Origin of the sequence: Streptomyces mesophilus (assembly GCF_040300965.1) — a bacterium.
GTDB lineage: Bacteria > Actinomycetota > Actinomycetes > Streptomycetales > Streptomycetaceae > Streptomyces > Streptomyces mesophilus_A.
Window position 1 is genome coordinate 1 of sequence record NZ_JBEPEW010000115.1, and the last position, 19,029, is coordinate 19,029.

General features: G+C 70.0%; 14 protein-coding genes and 1 pseudogene. 7 read left to right on the top strand and 8 right to left on the bottom strand.

Annotation, left to right across the window (positions count from 1 at the left end):
* Nucleotides 1–275: 275 nt before the first annotated feature.
* The 7 genes from ABT367_RS30600 (at nucleotide 276) to mmsB (ending at nucleotide 9,591) form a co-directional block, all read left to right on the top strand.
* The gene (locus ABT367_RS30600; protein WP_352256513.1) at nucleotides 276–2,213 is read left to right on the top strand and encodes a rhamnogalacturonan lyase; all 1,938 of its coding nucleotides are present in this window, start codon (nucleotides 276–278) and stop codon (nucleotides 2,211–2,213) included.
* 173 nt (nucleotides 2,214–2,386) lie between these two features.
* The gene (locus ABT367_RS30605; RefSeq protein WP_352256514.1) at nucleotides 2,387–3,547 is read left to right on the top strand and encodes a mandelate racemase/muconate lactonizing enzyme family protein; all 1,161 of its coding nucleotides are present in this window, start codon (nucleotides 2,387–2,389) and stop codon (nucleotides 3,545–3,547) included.
* Entirely contained in the window at nucleotides 3,544–4,557 is a 1,014-nt protein-coding gene (locus ABT367_RS30610) for a zinc-dependent alcohol dehydrogenase (protein ID WP_434975573.1), read from the top strand. The genes ABT367_RS30605 and ABT367_RS30610 overlap by 4 nt, the downstream gene beginning before the upstream one ends.
* Before the next feature lie 105 nt (nucleotides 4,558–4,662).
* Nucleotides 4,663–5,613: a U32 family peptidase gene (locus ABT367_RS30615; protein ID WP_165331193.1), complete on the top strand. Its 951-nt coding sequence runs from the start codon at nucleotides 4,663–4,665 to the stop codon at nucleotides 5,611–5,613.
* 62 nt (nucleotides 5,614–5,675) lie between these two features.
* On the top strand, nucleotides 5,676–6,788 hold the full coding sequence (gene chvE, locus ABT367_RS30620) for a multiple monosaccharide ABC transporter substrate-binding protein (protein WP_352256515.1): 1,113 nt from the start codon (nucleotides 5,676–5,678) through the stop codon (nucleotides 6,786–6,788).
* Between the two features lie 26 nt (nucleotides 6,789–6,814).
* Nucleotides 6,815–8,356: a multiple monosaccharide ABC transporter ATP-binding protein gene (gene mmsA, locus ABT367_RS30625; protein WP_352256530.1), complete on the top strand. Its 1,542-nt coding sequence runs from the start codon at nucleotides 6,815–6,817 to the stop codon at nucleotides 8,354–8,356.
* On the top strand, nucleotides 8,353–9,591 hold the full coding sequence (gene mmsB / locus ABT367_RS30630; protein ID WP_352256516.1) for a multiple monosaccharide ABC transporter permease: 1,239 nt from the start codon (nucleotides 8,353–8,355) through the stop codon (nucleotides 9,589–9,591). Before mmsA ends, mmsB begins: the two co-directional genes overlap by 4 nt.
* Nucleotides 9,592–9,691: 100 nt before the next feature.
* On the opposite strand, the gene ABT367_RS30635 is transcribed toward mmsB, so the two are convergent.
* From ABT367_RS30635 to ABT367_RS30670, 8 genes and pseudogenes are all read right to left on the bottom strand, one after another.
* On the bottom strand, nucleotides 9,692–10,531 hold the full coding sequence (locus ABT367_RS30635) for an SMP-30/gluconolactonase/LRE family protein (RefSeq protein WP_352256517.1): 840 nt from the start codon (nucleotides 10,529–10,531) through the stop codon (nucleotides 9,692–9,694).
* On the bottom strand, nucleotides 10,528–11,304 hold the full coding sequence (locus ABT367_RS30640) for an IclR family transcriptional regulator (RefSeq protein WP_352256518.1): 777 nt from the start codon (nucleotides 11,302–11,304) through the stop codon (nucleotides 10,528–10,530). Before ABT367_RS30640 ends, ABT367_RS30635 begins: the two co-directional genes overlap by 4 nt.
* 254 nt (nucleotides 11,305–11,558) lie before the next feature.
* Complete coding sequence (locus ABT367_RS30645) at nucleotides 11,559–12,878, bottom strand: pectate lyase family protein (RefSeq protein ID WP_352256519.1); 1,320 nt, start codon at nucleotides 12,876–12,878, stop codon at nucleotides 11,559–11,561.
* Between the two features lie 100 nt (nucleotides 12,879–12,978).
* Nucleotides 12,979–13,797, bottom strand: a complete 819-nt coding sequence (locus tag ABT367_RS30650) for a rhamnogalacturonan acetylesterase (protein WP_352256531.1) — start codon at nucleotides 13,795–13,797, stop codon at nucleotides 12,979–12,981.
* Nucleotides 13,798–13,974: 177 nt separating this feature from the next.
* Complete coding sequence (locus ABT367_RS30655) at nucleotides 13,975–15,318, bottom strand: ABC transporter substrate-binding protein (RefSeq protein ID WP_352256520.1); 1,344 nt, start codon at nucleotides 15,316–15,318, stop codon at nucleotides 13,975–13,977.
* A 95-nt stretch (nucleotides 15,319–15,413) separates the two neighbouring features.
* Nucleotides 15,414–16,409 (bottom strand): annotated as a pseudogene (locus ABT367_RS30660) (pectinesterase family protein); the annotation flags it as partial.
* Between the two features lie 212 nt (nucleotides 16,410–16,621).
* Nucleotides 16,622–18,175 (bottom strand): glycoside hydrolase family 43 protein, encoded by a 1,554-nt coding sequence (locus ABT367_RS30665; protein ID WP_352256521.1) that lies wholly within the window; start codon nucleotides 18,173–18,175, stop codon nucleotides 16,622–16,624.
* Nucleotides 18,172–19,029 carry a PmoA family protein gene (locus tag ABT367_RS30670; RefSeq protein WP_352256532.1) on the bottom strand — a complete coding sequence of 286 codons (858 nt, stop codon included), beginning with the start codon at nucleotides 19,027–19,029 and terminating at the stop codon, nucleotides 18,172–18,174. The genes ABT367_RS30665 and ABT367_RS30670 overlap by 4 nt, the downstream gene beginning before the upstream one ends.

Here is a 19,029-nt window from a genome sequence, read left to right on the forward strand (position 1 = left end):
GTCCGGCGGGCTGTGCCTGGGCTTCGGCCTCGAGGGCGGCGACGCGTGCGCGCAGGCGCCCGACTTCGTCGTCCGCGCTTGTCCTGCCCGTGTCGTCCGGCACGTGGCCTCCTCCAGGTCGTAACGGACAGCGAAACCCGGGGGCGAGGTGGCAGCGATCCACGCGCGGCCGTTCGGGTGAACTCGGAGGTCGCGCGGAGGCGGCAACCTGCGGGCGCCTCGGCGGCGACCGGAGTACGTCAGCACTCCCCAGCCCCCCCACCCGTGAGGTCCTGATGCCGCAGCTCTCCCCGCCCGGCCGGCGCCACCGCCGCCGTCCAAGACATCTGCTCGCCGCGCTCGTCGCTACCGCCGTGCTCGGTGGAGCCGGGACCTTCGCCGTCGACCGGTTCGCCAGTGCCGCCGCGGACGCGCCGTCCGCGCCCGTGAACAGTGCCGCGAAGGCGCTCGCCGCGGCGCGGGTCGCCGAACGGCTCGACCGCGGGCTCGTCGCCGTGCCGGCCTCCGGCGGGGTGCTGGTCAGCTGGCGGATGCTCGGGGACGATCCGGAGGCCGTGTCGTTCCGGCTGTATCGCGGCGGCTCGTTGATCGAGGAGACGGGAAAGACCAACTTCCTTGATCTGGAAGGGAGTTCCGGCTCCACTTATGAGATCCGGGCGGTCGTCGGCGGGGTGGAGCAGCCCGGCGGGAAGGCCGGGGTGTGGAGCGCCGGGCGCAAGGACATCCCGCTGCAGAAGCCGGCCGGCGGCACCACCCGCGACGGCGTGGCCTACACCTACGCGGCCAACGACGCCTCGGCCGCGGACCTCGACGGCGACGGCCAGTACGAACTGGTCCTCAAGTGGGCGCCGTCCAACGCCACGGACGTGGCCAACTCCGGTACCTGCACGGGTCCGACGGTCTACGACGCGTACGAGCTGAGCGGTGAGCGGCTGTGGCGGATCGGCCTGGGGACGAATGTGCGCAGCGGTTCGCACTACGACTCGTTCCAGGTGTACGACTACGACGGCGACGGCAGGGCGGAGCTGGCCGCACGGACCTCGGACGGGTCGAAGGACAGCGCGGGCACCGTCATCGGCAGCGCGACCGCGTCCCATCTGGACGACAACTGCGCGGTGTTGAGCGGCCCGGAGTACCTGTCGGTGTTCGACGGACGGACCGGCCGCGTCATGGACTCCGAGCCCTTCCAGCCCGCCCGCGGGTCCGTGGCCGACTGGGGTGACACCTGGGGGAACCGGGAGGGGCGGCTGCTCTCGGCGACCGCGTATGTGAGCGGGTCACGGCCGAGCATGATCTTCAGCCGGGGGATCTACGAGCGGATCGCGATCGCCGCGTACGACTGGAACGGCACGCAGATCTCCCGCCGCTGGACCTTCGACACCAACAACTCCACCAATTACGGCAAGGGCTACGACCGGCAGGGCAACCACAACCTCGCCGTCGCCGATGTGGACGGGGACGGCAAGGACGAGATCCTGTACGGCGCGATGGCCGTCGACGACAACGGCAGCGGGCTGTGGACCACGAAGCTGGGCCACGGCGACGCCCTGCACGTCGGCGATCTGGATCCGGCGCGGCCCGGGCTCGAGTCCTTCAACGTGCACGAGCACACCGACTCCGCGTACGGCTTCGAAATGCATGACGCGCGTACGGGGCAGGTCCTGTGGGGCAGCCGCACGGGGACGGACGTGGGGCGCGGGATCTGCGCGGATCTGACGCGGGCGCACACCGGGGCCGAGTGCTGGTCGAGCGGCGGCGGTCTGTACACCGCGAACGGTACGAAGATCAGTGACGGGGTGCCGGGCTTCGGCGGGGCCGCCTCGTACAACTCGGCGATCTGGTGGGACGGCGATCCGCACCGCGAGCTGCTCGACCACCGCTGGTCGGGGACCGCGGGGTCGGGCTACGGGCAGATCCTCGAGTACGACGGCGACAGCGAGCTGACCCGGATCTGGTCCGACACCGACGCGCGCTCCGGCAACTGGACCAAGGGCAACCCGGCGCTCACCGCTGATCTGCTCGGTGACTGGCGCGAGGAGATGCTCTGGCGCAATGCCGACTCCACGGCGCTCAGGCTCTACACGACGCCGCATCCCACCGAGTACCGGCTGCCGACGCTCATGCACGACCCCGTGTACCGGCTCGGAGTGGCGTGGCAGAACACGGGCTACAACCAGCCGCCGCAGGTGAGCTACTACCTCGGCAGCAAGTAGGGGTACGCCCGAGGGGCGGGCGGCCCGGCCGCCCGCCCCTTCGCGCTGTCCTCAAGTTCCCCGGCAACGGACCTGGTTGTGACCATTGACACCTCCCCGAACGCATCGGTTACTGTCACGCCAGCATTTCGAACGCGTGACGAAATCTCGAACAACCGGGAAGGTCAACTGCCGTGCGCATCACCGGCATCAGCACCCACGTAGTCGGCACCCCTTGGCGCAATCTCACCTATGTACTGGTGCACACCGACGAAGGGCTCACCGGCGTCGGCGAGACCCGGATGCTGGGACGCACCGACGCGCTCGTCGGATATCTGCGCGAGGCCGCGGCCAACCACATCGCCGGCTCGGACCCGTTCGCGATCGAGGACCTCGTCAAGCGCATGAAGTACGGGGACTACGGGCGGGCCGGTGAGATCGTGATGTCCGGTATCGCCGTGATCGAGACGGCCTGCTGGGACATCAAGGGCAAGGCGCTCGGCGTACCGGTGTGGCAGCTGCTCGGCGGCAAGGTCACCGACAAGGTCAAGGCGTACGCGAACGGCTGGTACACCACCGAGCGGACCCCGGAGGCGTACCACAAGGCGGCGCAGCAGGTCATGGCGCGCGGGTACAAGGCGCTCAAGATCGATCCGTTCGGCACCGGGCACTTCGAGCTCGACCACGAACAGAGCCTGTACGCCGTCTCGTTGATCGAGGCCGTACGGGACGCGATCGGGCCCGAGGCCGAGCTGATGCTGGAGATGCACGGCCGGTTCTCGCCTTCCACTGCCGTACGGCTCGCAAAGGACCTCGCCCCGTTCAAGCCGGCGTGGCTGGAGGAGCCGGTGCCGCCGGAGAACCTCAAGGCCCTGGAGAAGGTGGCCGCGAAGGTGGACATCCCGATGGCCACGGGTGAGCGGATCCACGACCGCATCGAGTTCCGCGAGCTGTTCGAGAGCCAGGCCGTGGACATCATCCAGCCGGACGTCGGGCATATCGGCGGCATCTGGGAGACCCGGAAGCTGGCCGCGACCGCCGAGACGCACTACATGCTGATCGCGCCGCACAATGTCGGTGGTCCGGTACTGACCTCCGCCTCGCTCCAAGTCGGCTTCAGCACCCCGAACTTCAAGATCCTGGAGCACTTCAACGACTTCGCCGACGCGGAGATCAAGAAGGTCGTCAAGGGCGCGCCCGAGGTGATCGACGGCTACTTCCACCTCAGCGACGCACCCGGTCTCGGAGTCGAGCTCGATGTCGACGCGGCCGCCGAATTCCCGCAGCAGCAGGCCCGGTTCGACCTGTGGGCCGAGGGCTGGGAGAAGCGCGATCCGGCCGGGGCCGACCGGTGACGCACGAAGCGGTCGTCCTGGAGGGGCCCGGTGCGTGGCGTCTGGAGCGGCCGGCCACCGAGGACCCCGCGGCCGGTGAGGTGCGCTGCCGGGTGGGCGCGGCCGGGATCTGCGGCAGCGACCGCGAGCTGTTCGACGGCAACCGGCCCGAGAGCTATGTCCGTTACCCCGTGACACCCGGGCACGAGTGGGCGGGCACCGTCGAGGCGGTGGGCCCCGGAGTCGATCCGGCGCTCGTCGGACGCAAGGTGGTGGCGGAGGGCTTCCGCAACTGCCAGACGTGCGAGCGGTGCCGGTCCGGCGAGACCAGCCTGTGCACGGCCGCGTACGACGAGACGGGCTTCACCCGGGCCGGAGCCTTCGCCGCGTATGTGACGGTGCCGGCCCGGCTCCTCCACCTCCTGGACGACGAGGCCGATCTCCGGGCGGCCGCCCTCCTCGAACCCGCGGCGGTCGTGGCCTCCGCGGTCATGAAGGGGGCGCCCCGCACGGCCGAGCGGATCGCGGTGGTCGGCGGCGGCACGCTCGGGCTGCTCGCCGTACAGCTGCTCGCCGCGTACACCCCGCTGGAGCTCGTCCTGATCGAGCCCCGGGACCGACGAGCCGCGCAGGGAGCGCAGTTCGGGGCCACCGGCACGCTGCGTCCCGACGAGGCCGAGGCACGGGCCGGCCGCTTCGATCTGGTCGTAGAGACGGCGGGCGCCGCGCGCTCGGCCGCGCTGGCGGTCGCCCTGACCCGCCGCGGCGGACGGGTCGCTCTCACCGGCATCCCCGCTCCGGGTGCGCAGGGCGTCGACCCCGTCGCACTCGCCATGCAGCAGACGACGGTGTACGGCGTGTTCGGCGCACCGTCAGCGGCCTGGTCGTACGCCGTACGCGCCTTCGGCTCAGGCGTCCTCGACCCGGCGCCCCTGATCACCCATGAACTGCCGCTGAGCGCCTACGACAAGGCCGTCTCCCTGGTGGGCAGCGGGGATCCGGAGGTCGGGAAGGTTCTGCTCAGGCCGTAGGGCCTGTCCTCGGTGGACGCCCGCGCCCACCCGTACACCCCCTTGCTCCACCCTCCTTCGACTTCCGAACGTCGCCCGAGATTTCGAACAACCGAAAGGATCGCCGTGCCCCACTCCCCCGGAGAACCGGCCCTGAGCCGCCTCGGCTTCGGCGCCGCCGAGCTGCGCGAGGCCGACAGCTCGCCGTATGCCTTTCCCGACGGCGGGCGCTGGCGCACCGAGATACCCAGCGTGGAAGGGCCCGAGGCGCTCGCCGTCGTGCTCAAGGAGAGCGAACAGCTCGACGTGCCCATCCACCGCGTCAGCCAGGGCAGCGGCATCTGGATGCTCACCGACGGCGAGATCGCCGAGATGGTCGCGGCCTGCGCCGAACGCGATATCGAGCTCTGCCTGTTCACCGGCCCCCGCGGCACCTGGGACGCGGGCGCCGCGACCCGCACCCCCTCCGGCGGCGCGGGCCTGCGGGCACGAGGTCACGATCAGCTGGCCGGCTGTGTCGAAGACGCCGTGCGCGCCGCCGAGTTGGGCGTGAAGTGCCTGCTCGTCGCCGACGAGGGCGTCCTCTGGCTCCTGCACCGGATGCGTGCGCAGGGCGTGCTGCCCACCGACACCACCTTCAAGGTCTCCGCGCTCGTCGGCCCGGTCAACCCGGCCTCGTACAGCGTCTGGGAGCGCCTGGGCGCCGATTCGCTCAATGTGCCCTCCGACCTCAGCCTCCAGCAGCTCACGGAGATACGGCGGGTCAGCAGCGCCCCCGTCGACCTCTATGTCGAGGCGCCCGACGACCTCGGCGGCTATGTGCGGATGTACGACGTGCCCGAGCTGATCCGCAGGGCCGCGCCGGTCTATCTCAAGTTCGGTCTCAGCAAGGCGCCCGGCATCTATCCGTACGGCGCCCATATGCGCGACACCGCCCTGGCCACCGCACGTGAACGGGTCCGCCGCGGCCGGCTCGTCCTCGATCTGCTCGCCCGTCTCGGCGCCGACTCCGGGATGTCGCCGCTCGGTTCACGCCTGCCCGGCGAGCTGAAGCGCTTTCCCCTGCCGCAGGACTGACCCGCGCTTCACCGTTCGTATCCCCCCACCCGCACCCGTACGCCCGAGAGGACCCATCGACCATGCGCAAGCACCGCAGCACCCGCATCCTCACCTCCCTCGCCGCGCTCAGCGCCCTCACCGCCCTGTCCGCCTGCGGCCAGGACAGCGCGGGCGGCTCCAAGGAGCAGAAGTCCGGTGACGCCAAGGGCGGCACCGTCGGCATCGCCATGCCCACCAAGTCCTCCGAGCGGTGGATAGCCGACGGCAAGAACATGGAGAAGGAGCTCGAGGCGAAGGGCTACAAGACCGATCTGCAGTACGGCGACGACAAGGTCGAGAACCAGGTCGCGCAGATCGAGAACATGATCGCCAAGGGGCACAAGGCCCTGGTGATCGCGGCCATCGACGGGTCCTCCCTCACCGATGTGCTCGGCCGCGCCAAGGAGGCCGGCATCCCGGTGATCTCCTACGACCGTCTGATCCGTGGCACGGAGGCCGTCGACTACTACGCCACCTTCGACAACCACAAGGTCGGCGAGCTGCAGGCCCAGTACATCGTCGACGCCCTGAAGCTGGACGAGAAGAAGAGCGAGAAGTTCAACGTCGAGCTGTTCGCGGGCTCACCCGACGACAACAACACCAAGTTCTTCTTCGACGGCGCGATGGAGACCCTCAAGCCCTATATGGACAAGGGCCAGTTGGTGGTCAAGTCCGGGCAGAAGGGGCTCAACCAGGTCACCACGCTGCGCTGGGACGGCGGTACCGCGCAGAAGCGGATGGACGACCTGCTCAGCAAGAACTACGGCTCCGACGACGTGGACGCGGTCCTCTCCCCGTACGACGGCATCTCGATCGGCATCCTGTCCGCGCTCAAGGGCGCCGGATACGGCAGCGGGGGCAAGGCGCTGCCGGTGGTGACCGGGCAGGACGCCGAGCTGGCCTCGATCAAGTCGATCATCGCCGGTGAGCAGACGCAGACCGTCTACAAGGACACCCGCAAGCTCGCCAAGCAGGCCGCACAGATGGCGGACGCGATGCTGACGGGCGGCAAGCCGGAGGTCAACGACACCAAGTCGTACGACAACGGCTCCAAGACCGTCCCGTCGTACCTCCTCGACCCGGTCAGCATCGACAAGACGAACTACCAGACGCTGGTCGACGAGGGCTACTACACCGAGGGCCAGCTGAAGTGAGGGCGCCCGCCACCGACAAGCATGACGTGCAGGCCCCCGTCCTTCAGATGCGGGCCATCACCAAGACCTTCCCCGGCGTCAAGGCGCTGTCCGGGGTCGACCTGAGCGTCGCGCCCGGCGAGATCCACGCGGTCTGCGGCGAGAACGGCGCCGGCAAGTCGACCCTGATGAAAGTGCTCAGCGGGGTTCATCCGCACGGCAGTTACGAAGGGGAGATCCTCTTCGAGGGGCAGAGCTGCGCGTTCAAGGACATCGGCGCCAGCGAGCGGCGCGGCATCGTGATCATCCACCAGGAGCTCGCGCTCGTCCCGTATCTCTCGATCGCGGAGAACATCTTCCTCGGCAACGAGCATGCGAGTCGCGGCATCATCTCCTGGAACGAGACGCTGCGGCACGCCGCGGCGCTGCTCAAGCGGGTGGGCCTCGGGGCCGAGAAGCCGCAGACCCGGATCGCCGATCTCGGCGTCGGCAAACAGCAGTTGGTGGAGATCGCGAAGGCGCTCTCCAAGCAGGTCAAGCTGCTGATCCTGGACGAGCCGACCGCGGCCCTGAACGACGAGGACAGCCGCAAACTCCTCGATCTGATCCTGGAGTTCAAGGCGCAGGGGATCGCCTGCATCCTCATCTCGCACAAGCTGAACGAGGTGCGCAGGGTCGCCGACCGGGTCACGATCCTGCGCGACGGCCGCACCATCGAGACCCTCGACGCGGCCGAGGCGGGCGAGGACCGGATCATCCGCGGGATGGTCGGCCGCGACCTCGACCACCGCTTCCCCGAGCGCACCGCGTACGAGGGCCCGCACTCGGTGGCGCTCGCCGTCGAGAGCTGGACCGTGCGCCACCCGATCGACCACGAGCGCAAGGTGGTCGACTCGGCCTCGCTCGAGGTGCGGCGCGGCGAGATCGTCGGGATCGCCGGCCTGATGGGCGCGGGCCGCACCGAGCTCGCGATGAGCGTGTTCGGCCGCTCCTACGGGGTGTACGACGGTGGCCGCGTCCTGGTCGACGGCCGGGAGGTCTCCACACGTACGGTCCCCGACGCCATCAAGCAGGGACTCGCGTACGTCACCGAGGACCGCAAGACCTACGGCCTGAACCTGATCGACGACATCAACCGCAACATCTCGCTGGCCTCGCTGCCGAAGCTGGCCCGGCGCGGCGTGGTCGACGAGCACGCGGAACGCAGGGTCGCCGAATCCTTCCGCACCTCGCTCAAGATCAAGGCGCCCACGGTGTACGAGACGGTGGGCCGGCTCAGCGGCGGCAACCAGCAGAAGGTCGTGCTCGGCAAGTGGATCCACGCCGACCCCGAGGTGCTGATCCTCGACGAGCCGACCCGTGGCATCGACGTCGGCGCCAAGTACGAGATCTACACGGTCATCGACCAGCTCGCGGCGCGCGGCAAGGCGGTGCTCTTCATCTCCTCCGAGCTGCCCGAACTGCTCGGCATGTGCGACCGCGTCTACACCATGGCCGCAGGGCGCGTCACCGGTGAGGTGGCGCGGGCCGAGGCCACCCAGGAAGCCCTCATGCGCCAGATGACCCAGCACGCAAGGAACGAGTCATGAGTCCTGTCACCACCGACAAACCCCCCACGGCGAGCACCCCCTCGAAGGACGGCTCCGGCTCGCAGCTGACCGGTGCGCTGAAGGACGCGATCCGCGGCAACATGCGCCAGTACGGGATGCTGATCGCGCTCGGACTGATCGTCGTCCTGTTCCAGATATGGACCGACGGCACGCTGCTCATGCCGCGCAACGTGTCCAACATCGTCCAGCAGAACAGCTACATCCTGATCCTCGCGATCGGCATGATGATCGTCATCATCGCCGGCCATATCGACCTCTCGGTGGGCTCGCTCGCCGCGTTCGTCGGGGCGATCGCGGCGGTCCTGATGGTCGAGCAGGGCTGGTCCTGGCCGCTCGCCCTGGCCGCCTCGCTGGTGATCGGGGCGATCGCGGGTGCGTGGCAAGGATTTTGGATCGCATACGTCGGGATCCCATCCTTCATCGTCACACTCGCCGGAATGCTGCTGTTCCGCGGCGCGACGCAGATCGTTCTGGAGGGGCAGTCGATCGCCCCGTTCCCCAAGGGCTTTCAGAACATCAGCCAGGGCTTCCTGCCCGAGGTGGGGCCGAACACGAACTACCACAACCTGACGCTGTTCATCGGCGCCGCTGTCGCCGTGGTGGTGCTCTGGCAGCAGTGGCGTGACCGGCGCCGGCAGCTCGCGTACGAACTGGAAGTGCTGCCGCTGAAGTTGTGGGTCGCCAAGTGCGCGGCGATCGCGGCCGCGGTGATGGTGTTCACGATGCTGCTCGCCAGCTACCGGGGTGTCCCGATCGTGCTGCTCATCATGTCCGGGCTGCTGATCGCGCTCGGCTTCGTGATGCGCAACGCGGTGGTCGGGCGGCATGTGTACGCGCTCGGCGGCAACAAGGCCGCGGCCAAGCTGTCCGGCGTCAAGGACAAGCGCGTGACCTTCCTGGTCTTCGTGAACATGGGCGTCCTCGCCGCGCTTGCCGGCTGTGTGTACGCGGCCCGTCTCAACGCGGGCACCCCGCAGGCCGGTATCAACTTCGAACTGGAGGCGATCGCGGCCGCGTTCATCGGCGGTGCGTCGATGTCCGGCGGAGTGGGTACGGTACTCGGCGCGATCATCGGCGGTCTGGTGCTCGGTGTGCTGAACAACGGCATGTCGCTCGTGGGCATCGGCACCGACTACCAGCAGGTGATCAAGGGGCTCGTGCTGCTCGCGGCGGTCGGGTTCGACGTGTGGAACAAGCGGCGGGCGGGCGCCTGACGGCCCTGACCCGCTGAAGCGCCCCGGGACCGACTGGTCCTGGGGCGCTTCGAGTTGGTGCGCCGTTCGAGTCGGTGCGTGACGCGGAAGGCCCGCAGGCTCAGCCCGCGAAGGCCGCCTGCGGCAGTCCGCGACCTGCATCCCGTACGACGAAGAGCGAACCCGCGAGCGGGTGCGGGTCGCCCACCGCCGCCGTCGTGATGTAGAGGTCCGTGAGTGCGGAGCCGCCGAACGTGCAGGCCGTGGGCCGCCCGACGGGCATCTCCACCACGCGGTCCAAGGTGCCGTCCGGCGCATAGCGACGGACCGCGGCGCCGTCCCACAGCGCCACCCAGACGTAGCCCTCGGCGTCCACGCAGAGGCCGTCGGGGAAGCCCTGGCCCTTGTCGATACGGACGAAGGGGCGGCGGTCCGCGGCCCGGATGCCGTCCATGGTGAAGACGTCGACACGGCCCGTCGGCGAATCGGCGTAGTACATCAGCGAGCCGTCCGGGCTCCACCCCGTGCCGTTGCTCACGGCCACGTCGTCGAGCACCGTCGTCGCGGTGCCGTCGGCGTCGATACGGGTGAGGGTGCCGCCGCCGGGCTTCTCGTCGTAGCGCATCGTGCCGTACCAGAGCGCACCGTCCGCTGCGACGGCCGCGTCGTTGCCGCGCCGGCCCGGTACCGGGTCACGGTGCAGCCAGCGGAAGGTGCCGTCGGGGTCGTAAAGCCCCACGCCGTCACGGAGGTTGACCACCGTGCCGCCGCCGGCGCGCGGCTTCGCGGCGCCCACGTGCTGCTCGGTGAGCTGTACGGTGCGGCGCCCCGAGACCGGGTCGAAGCCATGGACACGGGAGCCGAGGATGTCCACCCACAGGAGCCGCTGCCCGGCCGGGTCCCAGGTCGGGCCCTCCCCCAGTTCGGCCCTCGTGCGCAGGGCGACCTCCACGCGCGTCACCGGCGCCCCCGTCCGAACCCGAGCCGCTCGGAGAGCTCCTGGGCGCCCTTGGCCGCGAGCTCCGTGAGCTCCACCTGGCGCTCGTCGCTCCACCGGATCATCGGTACGGAGATGCTGAGCGCGGCCACGACCTGGCCGGCCGAGTTCCGCACCGGGGCGGCGACGCAGGAGACATGCGGATTCGACTCCCGTTCCTCCACTGCGATCTGCTGCTCGCGGATGCCGGCAAGGTGCAGGAGCAGGGCGTCCGGGTCGGTGAGGGACTGATCGGTGAGCGCGGCGAGCGGTTCGGCGCTCTCGATGCGGGAGCGCAGGTCCTGCTCGGGCAGCGTCGCGAGCAGCATCTTGCCGACGGCCGTGCAGTGCGCGGGCAGCCGGCGGCCCGCTGCGGACACCATCCGTACCGCGTGGGTGGAGTCGACCTTGGCGACGTAGATGACGTCGGTGCCTTCGAGGATCGCCACATGGACGGTCTCGTCGCAGGTCTCGGCCACTTTGCGGGCCACGTCGCGGCCTTCCGCGGCGAGATCGAGCCGCTCGCCGTAGGTGCTGCCGAGCTGGTACGTGCGCACACCGAGGCGGTACCGGCCCGTCTGACCGGGCACGGAGTCCAGGTAGCTGCGGGCTGTCAGGGTCGCCACCAGTTCGTGCACAGTGGTGCGTGGCAGCCCGAGCTTGCGGGTGATCTCCGGAGCGGAGAGGGTGTCGTCGGGCCCGAGGAACAGTTCGAGGATGTCCATGGCGCGGGTCACGGCCGGCACGAGGCGTCCCATACGTCTCTCCTTCCCTCGCCCCCTCCGGTCGTTGTCCGGGATTTCGGGCGGCTTTCGAAACTCCGGACAATCGTATCGGGGGAAGCGGGGTCTGAGAAGACCGGAGCAGAGGTCTGAGAAGACCGGAGCGGCGGTCCGGGAAGACCGGAGCGGCGGTCCGGGAAGACCGGAGCGGCAGCATCGACGGGCAGGTCAAATGCCACCGCTCCGGGGGTGGTTGGCGCTCCCCGGTGACCGGGGTCGGGGGACTGGGGTCAGCAGATCTTGCCGGCGCCCGCCCTCGCCGCGAGCTGCCGGGCGAGGCCGCGCGGGTCGTCGACCTTGGTGCGCAGCCCGGGGGTCCAGCCGGCGCCCGACTGGAGCTGCTCGGCGGGGATCTCCGCGTTGTGCACGGCGATCAGGTCCGTCGCCTTGCCGTTGACGTAGTTGCCCACGGTTGTCAGAGGAGCCTCGCTCCACTTCTTGAGGATGCTGCCCGCGCCCACGCCCGCGGGCAGTGCGAAGGAGTTCTTCTCCGCGAAGATCCGCGACTCCTTGCCCACGCCGAAGCTGTACCCGTACTTCTGACCGGGCTTGACCTCGAAGTGGTTGTTGTAGACGTCGACCTGGCCGAAGCGGACCCGGGGCGCGCGCTCGACGACGTTGGAGAAGCGGTTGTGGTGCAGCGTGACCTTCAGCTTGCCGGTGTCGTCGGCGGTCGCGCTGTCGCTGTTGCCGATCATCAGGGTCTTGTCGTGGTCCTCGAAGGAGTTCCAGGACGCGGTGACGTGGTTCGCGCCGCGCACGATGTCCAGGAGGCCGTCGTGCTGCTGGTAGGTCTCCCCGTAGTACGAGGGGAGCGAGCTGTCGGGGAAGCGGCCGTCGGTGAACGTGTTGTGGTCGACCCAGACGTGCGTGGAGTTGTAGACCACCATCGCGTCGTACTCGGAGTTCCAGGCGCCCGTCGGGCCGTCGGTGGGGTCCCACTGCGGGAAGCAGTCGAGGGGGCTCTCGACGGTGAGGTTGCGGACGATGACGTTGTCCGCGTCCTTGATCTGGAGGCTGCCGCCGGTGATGCCGGCGTTCCGGCCCACACCGATGATCGTGGTGTTGGACGGCACGAAGGCCTTGATGCCCTCGTTCTGCGCTGCGGCCGATGCGGCGCGCAGATCCTCCTGCGGGCCGCTGACCGGGGTGTCGAGACCCCAGACCGCGGGGTCGTAGTCGGCGAGGTACTTCGCGAAGTCGTAGCCCTCGGCCTCGAAGGCCTCGCAGCCGCTCGCGGTGGCGTTCAGGGTGCCGCGCACCTTGATGATCTTCGGGGCGGTGCCGCCCCGCGCGAGGGCCGTACGGAACTCCTCCCAGGTGTCGACGGTGTACACATGCTCGCGGGCGGCCTTGGATCCACCGGTGGTGCCGGTGCCTTCGGCGGCCCAGCCGTCTCCGGCGGGGAGGGTGGCGCGGGCGGGGTCGTGACCCTTCGCCTGAACCGGGGCGCCGATGCAGAGGGTGGCCGCGGTGGCAGTCGCGGTCGCGAGCAGGACGGTGCGAGAGGTGCGAGAGGTACGGGAGGTGCGTCTGGCGGTACGGGACATGACGGGCAGCTCCTTGTCGGTTCACGGGGGTGAGCCTCGGCTCGCGGGCACGGTCGGCCGGACGGGCCTCAGCTCGCGGGCACGGTCGGCCGGACGGGCCTCAGCTCGCGGGCACGGTCGGCCAGGTGATCCACGAGGTCGGGATCTCGTCGTCCAGGCGGCGCAGTTCGCGCGGGGCCAGGACCCGGGTGCGCAGCAGTTCCGCGGCGACCATGCGCGCCACCTCGATGGCGCCGAGCGGGCTGAAGTGGGTGTTGTCCTGTTCCTCGGGCGTCCAGTCGAAGTACGCCTTGGCCGGCTCGGCGCCGAGCTTGTCCCACAACTCCAGGGACAGCGCCTGGGTGTCGAGCACCGGAACGCGCTGCTCGACGGCCAACTCCCGCATCGCCGCCGGGTAGTCGCCGTGCGTCGGCACGGCGCGGCCCGCCTCGTCGAAGCGGCGCCGCTCGACCGAGGTGGCGAACACGGGCCGCGCTCCGGCCGCACGCGCCCCGTCCACGTACCGGCGCAGGTAGTCCTGGTACGTCGACCACGGCTCGGTGTACCGCACGGGATCGGCGGACTTCGCGTCGTTGTGCCCGAACTGGACGAGCAACAGGTCGCCGGGGGCGATCACGCCGAGGATCGCGTCCAGGCGGCCCTCGTCGAAGAAGCTCTTCGAACTGCGGCCGTTGACCGCGTGGTTGGCGACGGCGAGGGAACGCCCGAGGAAGAAGGGCAGTGCCATCCCCCAGCCGGTCTCCGGCGCGGCGTCGGTGTACTTCTGGGCGGCGGTGGAGTCGCCGGCGATGAACAGGGTGCGGCCCGGGTGCCTGCCGCCCCCGGCCGCGAAGGCAGCGGTCGCGGTGCCCGCGCCTGCGGCCACGGCGGCCGCCGCGAGCACTCCGGCCGCGCTGAGCTGTCTACGGGTGAGGGACACGTCCTTGTTGCCTCGCTTTCGAGTCGTACGCATCACGGAGACTCAGCCCCGCCGGCGCTCGAGGCGATCTTTCAGCCCCTGCGGCGCTTGAGCAGATCCGGACGAAGTTCGGATGCCGGGCCCGGGGCGGGCCGGACCGCAAAAGGTCCGGCCCACCCCCAACGCGACGCGCGAGCCCTACTGCTGCTGCTTCCACTCCGCCTGCGCCTCGTTGAGCTGCTCGGCGAGGGTGTCCAGGAAGTCCTTCGCCGACATCTTGCCGAGCAGGACCTTCTGGAAGTTGGGCTCGTTGTCGGCCTTGGAGATCGCGTTCCAGTCCGGCAGGTAGTACGGCAGCTGGACGATCTTGATCGTGCCGTCGTTCAGCGCCGCGGCCGCGAGCTTGGTGGCCTCCGCCTTCTGGATCCAGTCGTCACCGGCCGCCTCCGTGTTGGAGGGGATGGCGCCGGCCGACTCGTTCCACTTGCTGTTGGACTCGTGGCCGACGGCGAACTCCATGAACTTCCAGGCCGCCTCCTTGTTCTTCGACGACTTGAACAGGGCGAGCCCGTCCACCGGGTTGGAGATCTGCACCCGGGTCCCGTCCTCCTGCGTCGGGTTCGGGATGCCGCGGAACTTGCCGTCGAGCGCCTTCAAGTGGTCCTGGTACGAGCCGAGGTTGTGGCTCAGCATGCCGATCTGGCCGCTGTCCCACTGGGCGACCATCTTCTTGAAGTCGTTGTTGACGTCGGCGGACGGCGTCGCCTTCTTGTACAGGCCGACGTACTTCTCCAGGGCCTCGACGTTCTTCGGATCGTTGACGGTCGTCTTGTCGCCGTCCCAGAACGAGGTGATCCCCGACTGCCCGTACGTCGCGTCGAGCGCCTGGGCGATGGAGCCCTCGCCGCCGCGGATCGTGTAGCCGAAGCGGTTCTTGCCGGTGTCGGTCAGCTTCTCGGCGGCCTCGAAGAACTTCGGCCAGGTCGAGGGCTCCTCGAGACCGGCCTCCTCGAACAGGTCGGTGCGGTACCACAGGGTGCCGTTGTTCGCGGAGGTCGGGACGGTGTACAGCTCCTTGCCGCCGCCCGCGGAGAGCACACTGTCGACCATCGCCTGGCTCAGCTTGCCCTTGAGCGCACTCTTGTCGATGCGGTCGCCCACCGGGTCGAGCGCGCCCTGCACCGCGAAGGCGGAGAGCATCGCCGTGCCCATGCCGCCGACGTCCGGCAGACCGCCGCCCTGGATGGCGGTGTCGTACTTGGACTGGACGGACTCGGCCGGTATCCCGACGTACTTGACCTTGATGTCGGGGTTGGCCTTCTCGAAGTCGGCGATGATCTCCTTCCAGATGTCGGTGCGCACACCGCCGTTGTTGTCCCAGAAGGTGATCTCGCCCTTGCCGGAGCCCTCGTCGCCCTTGTCGCCGCCCGCGCCGGACCCGTCGTCGCCGCAGGCCGCGGCGGTCAGGGCGAGCACGGTGGCGAGGGCGAGTGCGGTGGCGCCGCGGCGCCCGCGTCCGGTACGGAACGGGTTACTGCTCATGATCGGCTCTCTTCGTGTCGAGGGTGTGGCCCAGCGGGGTTGTGGTGTGGGGGCGGAGGGCTCCGAACGGACGCTCACCGCCGTCGGCTCGGGGCTCAGCACGGGTCCCAGCCGCGCAGGTAGTCGGAGCGCTCGTAGTCCTCGGCGAGCGCGGGGTCGAGGTGCGGGCGGTCCGGGCCCGCGGGTGCGGCGCCCGGTCCGTAGGTGCGGTATTCGGCGAAGCGCGCGTCGCGCCAGGAGAAGCCGCTCATATCGCTCCAGGGCGCGGCCTTGACCGCCGCGGGCAGCTTCGTGTCGCGGATCAGGAGCTGGCCGATCGCGTCCGGGTTGCCGCTCGGATGCCAGGGGCGGCCGAGGTGGTAGGTCCCGTCGGGGGCGTCGCTGATCACCGTGGAGTCGGTGATGAGCATTCCGTACGGGTTGTCCTTCCAGGTCGAAGGCGCGGTCACATAGCCGTTGTTGGTGTCGGAGCCGCGGCTGAGGGCCTTGATCACCGACTTCTCGATGACGGTGCTGGCCCGCCCGTAGATGAAGTCGACATCGCCCTCGATGTAGGAGTCGCGGACGTAGACCCGGGAGATCTCGGTGAGCGCCGGGGTGTCGGTCATCAGGGTGTCCTGGTTGCCGAGGAAGGCGACGTCCTCGAAGAACACCCGGTCCCCGGTGGTCTTCACGGCGAGCGCCTGCTCCCCGTTGATCTCGTGCGCGGCCTCGTCGAAGTCGTTGACGAAGGTGAGGTTGCGGGCGGTGAACTCGTCGCCGCGCACCATCACGGTGGCGCTGCCCGAGGAACCCTGCGTCCCGCCTTCGGGCTTCGGCTCTCCCGAGGGGGTGTCGAAGACGATCGCGGTGTCTTCGCGGTCGTCGCCGGTGCCGACGAGACTGATGCGGTGCTGTTCGTCCCCGATTCTGACCTTCTCGCGGTACGTGCCGGGTGCCAGCTCGATCGTCACGGGCCGTGTGTTGCCGGCGGGCACCGCGTCCACGGCGGCCTGCACGGTGGGGTACTGGGCGGGGACCTCGAGCACGGTGGGACGGCCGCCCTTGCCGGGTGCGGTGGCGGACGCGGGGAGCGTCGCGGCGGCCGCGAGGCAGACGGTCAGGGCGCCGACGGCGGCCAGGCGGCGTCGTTTGCGTACGGTTTGCGGCATTGCGGCTCCTGGAAAAGGCATGCGGCAGTAGGGAGTTGGCGTACGTGACGTGGTGCGGTGGTGCGTGGTGCCCGGTCCGGGTGGGCTCGGTCGTGCGGGGTGCCCGGTCCGGGCGGGCTCGGTCGTGCGGGGTGCCCGGTCCGAGCGGGTGCTCAGTCGGCCCGTATCCGGAAGTGCGTGAAGAGCGCGAAGCCGGTGTCCTGGGAGGCAGGCGCGGAAGGCTCCGGTGCGAGCGCGAACAGTCCGAGCAGCGCGCCCACCCACCTCCAGGGCGCGGCCACGAACTCCGGTCCTGCGGCCCGGAATCCGTCCCCGGTGTCGGCGAGGAACCGGCACCGGCCGCCCGCACCCGCCTCGATCCGCAGCCGTGCACTGCTCCCCCGGGTCAGGGGCTCGGCGTACGCGGCGTCCCGCTCGTGCACCGCCACCGTCTCCCCGAAACGGTGCACGAGTGAGACGGCCCCGTCCGCACCCCGCTCCAGACCCACCCATCGGTAGGCGTCACCGAGCAGAACGAGCCCGGCGCGCGCACCGGGCGCACTGGAGTGGAGGTCGAGGTCGACGGTGACGGTCGCGGGGGCACCGGGCAGCCGCTGTGTGAGCACGCTCGGCACCCGCCGCAGATCGCCGGCCGCGTCGGTCGGCACGCAGTTGAGCCGCAGCCCGTCCGCGGAGGCTCGGCCGCCCCGGGTCCAGTGGGCCGACGGGTTCCCGGTCCACTGCCATTGCGGTCCGTGGCGCCCGCCGGGGAAGTCGTCGTCCATGTCCGGTACGGCGAGCGGCTGCTGCGGCAGGCCGGGCTTCGGGTGGACGGCGACGGGCGCACCGTCGTCCCCGATGACCGGCCAGCCGTCGGCGCTCCAGCGCATCGGCTGGAGGTGCACGACCCGCCCGTAGGCGCCGCGCTGCTGGAAGTGCAGGAACCAGTCCTCACCGTTCTGCGTGCGCACCCAGCCGCCCTGGTGGGGGCCGTTGACCTGGGTGTCCTTCTGGGACAGGACGATGCGCTCCTCGTACGGGCCGAAGAACTCCCGCGACCGCAGCGCCCCTTGCCAGCCGGTCTCCACTCCCCCGGCGGGCGCGAGGATCACGTACCAGCCGTCGTGCCGGTAGAGCTTGGGCCCTTCGAGCGTGAACCAGCCGGGGATGGCGTCCCCGTCCACGATCACCTTGCCCTCGTCGAGCAGCCCGGTGCCGTCGGGACGCATCCGGTGACCGGTGAGCCGGTTCTTCACGCCGGACCTCGAGCGCGCCCAGCCGTGCACGAGATACGCCTCGCCGCTCTCCTCGTCCCACAGCGGACAGGGGTCGATGAGCCCCTTGCCCTCCTTGACGAGGTGCGGGGAGGTCCAGGGACCTTCCATCGACGGGGAGTTGACCTGGTGGATCCCCTGGTCGGGGTCGCCCCAGAAGATCCAGAACCGTCCGTCGTGATGGCGCAGGGACGGCGCCCAGACCCCGCAGTCGTGCCGGGGCACGGCGAAGGACTCCTCCGGTAGGAGGCGGTCCAAGGCGTGCCCGATCAGGGTCCAGTTGACCAGGTCACGGGAGTGCAGCAGGGGCAGCCCCGGGACGCGGCCGAAGCTGGACGCGGTCAGGTAGTAGTCCTCGCCGACGCGCAGCACGTCGGGGTCGGACCAGTCGGCGTTCAGGACCGGATTGCGGTACGTGCCGTCGCCGAGGTCGGCGCCGAAGGAGGTGTTCACCGGCCCACCGCCTCGGTGGCCTCGTGGACGAGTTCGGCGGCCGCGTCCTTGTCGACGCTGCCGTCGGCCACGACGGTGAGGATCCGGCGTACCAGCGTCTTGCCCGCGCCGAGCGGGAGGCGTTCGTCGAAGGCGAGCGAGGAGCCGACGCCGGGGTAGCCGGCGGCCCGTACGAACCAAGGGTCCTTGCGTGTACGGTCGGTGCCCGCGGCGAAGATCAGCGACCAGGCCGAACCGGTGAACGCCACCCAGTCGGCGCGGGTGCCGTGCACCTCCACTTCGCCCTCGGCCTGCGCGGTGAACACCCGGGGAGCGATGGCCTCCTTGGGCGCCCGCCAGAAGAAGCCGCCGTACGCGGCGCCGGAGCGCCCGTTGGTCTGCGGGCTGCCGAAGCTCAGCGGGGAGCCGGTGGCGTTCAGGAGCGAGAACGTGAAGTCGAGGACCCAGGCACCGGAGCCGAGCTGTACGGCGGCGACGGTGCGGTGCTCGCGCAGCAGGACCTGCCCGCCGCCGGTCGTCCAGTCGAGCTCCTCGACGAATCCGTCCTCGTCGCGCAGCGAGTACCCGGTGTGCACCTGCGTGCCGTGGTTGTCGAGCTCGGTCGGTCCCCGGCCCGGCACATAGGTGGTGCCGCCCCAGAAGTTGTGCCCCTCGACATCGGGGATCGCGACACCGACGCCGAGGTGGTGCAGATGGTCCTCGGGCCGCTCCTCGGTGACGAGGGTGCCGGCGAGGGTGCGTACGGGGTGCAGATAGGGGCGCGGGGACAGGCGCTTGGGGACCTCGGGATAGGTCCGGTAGCGGGCCACCTTCAGCTCGCCGCACCGCAGGTCCAGATCGCCCAGTACGTCCAT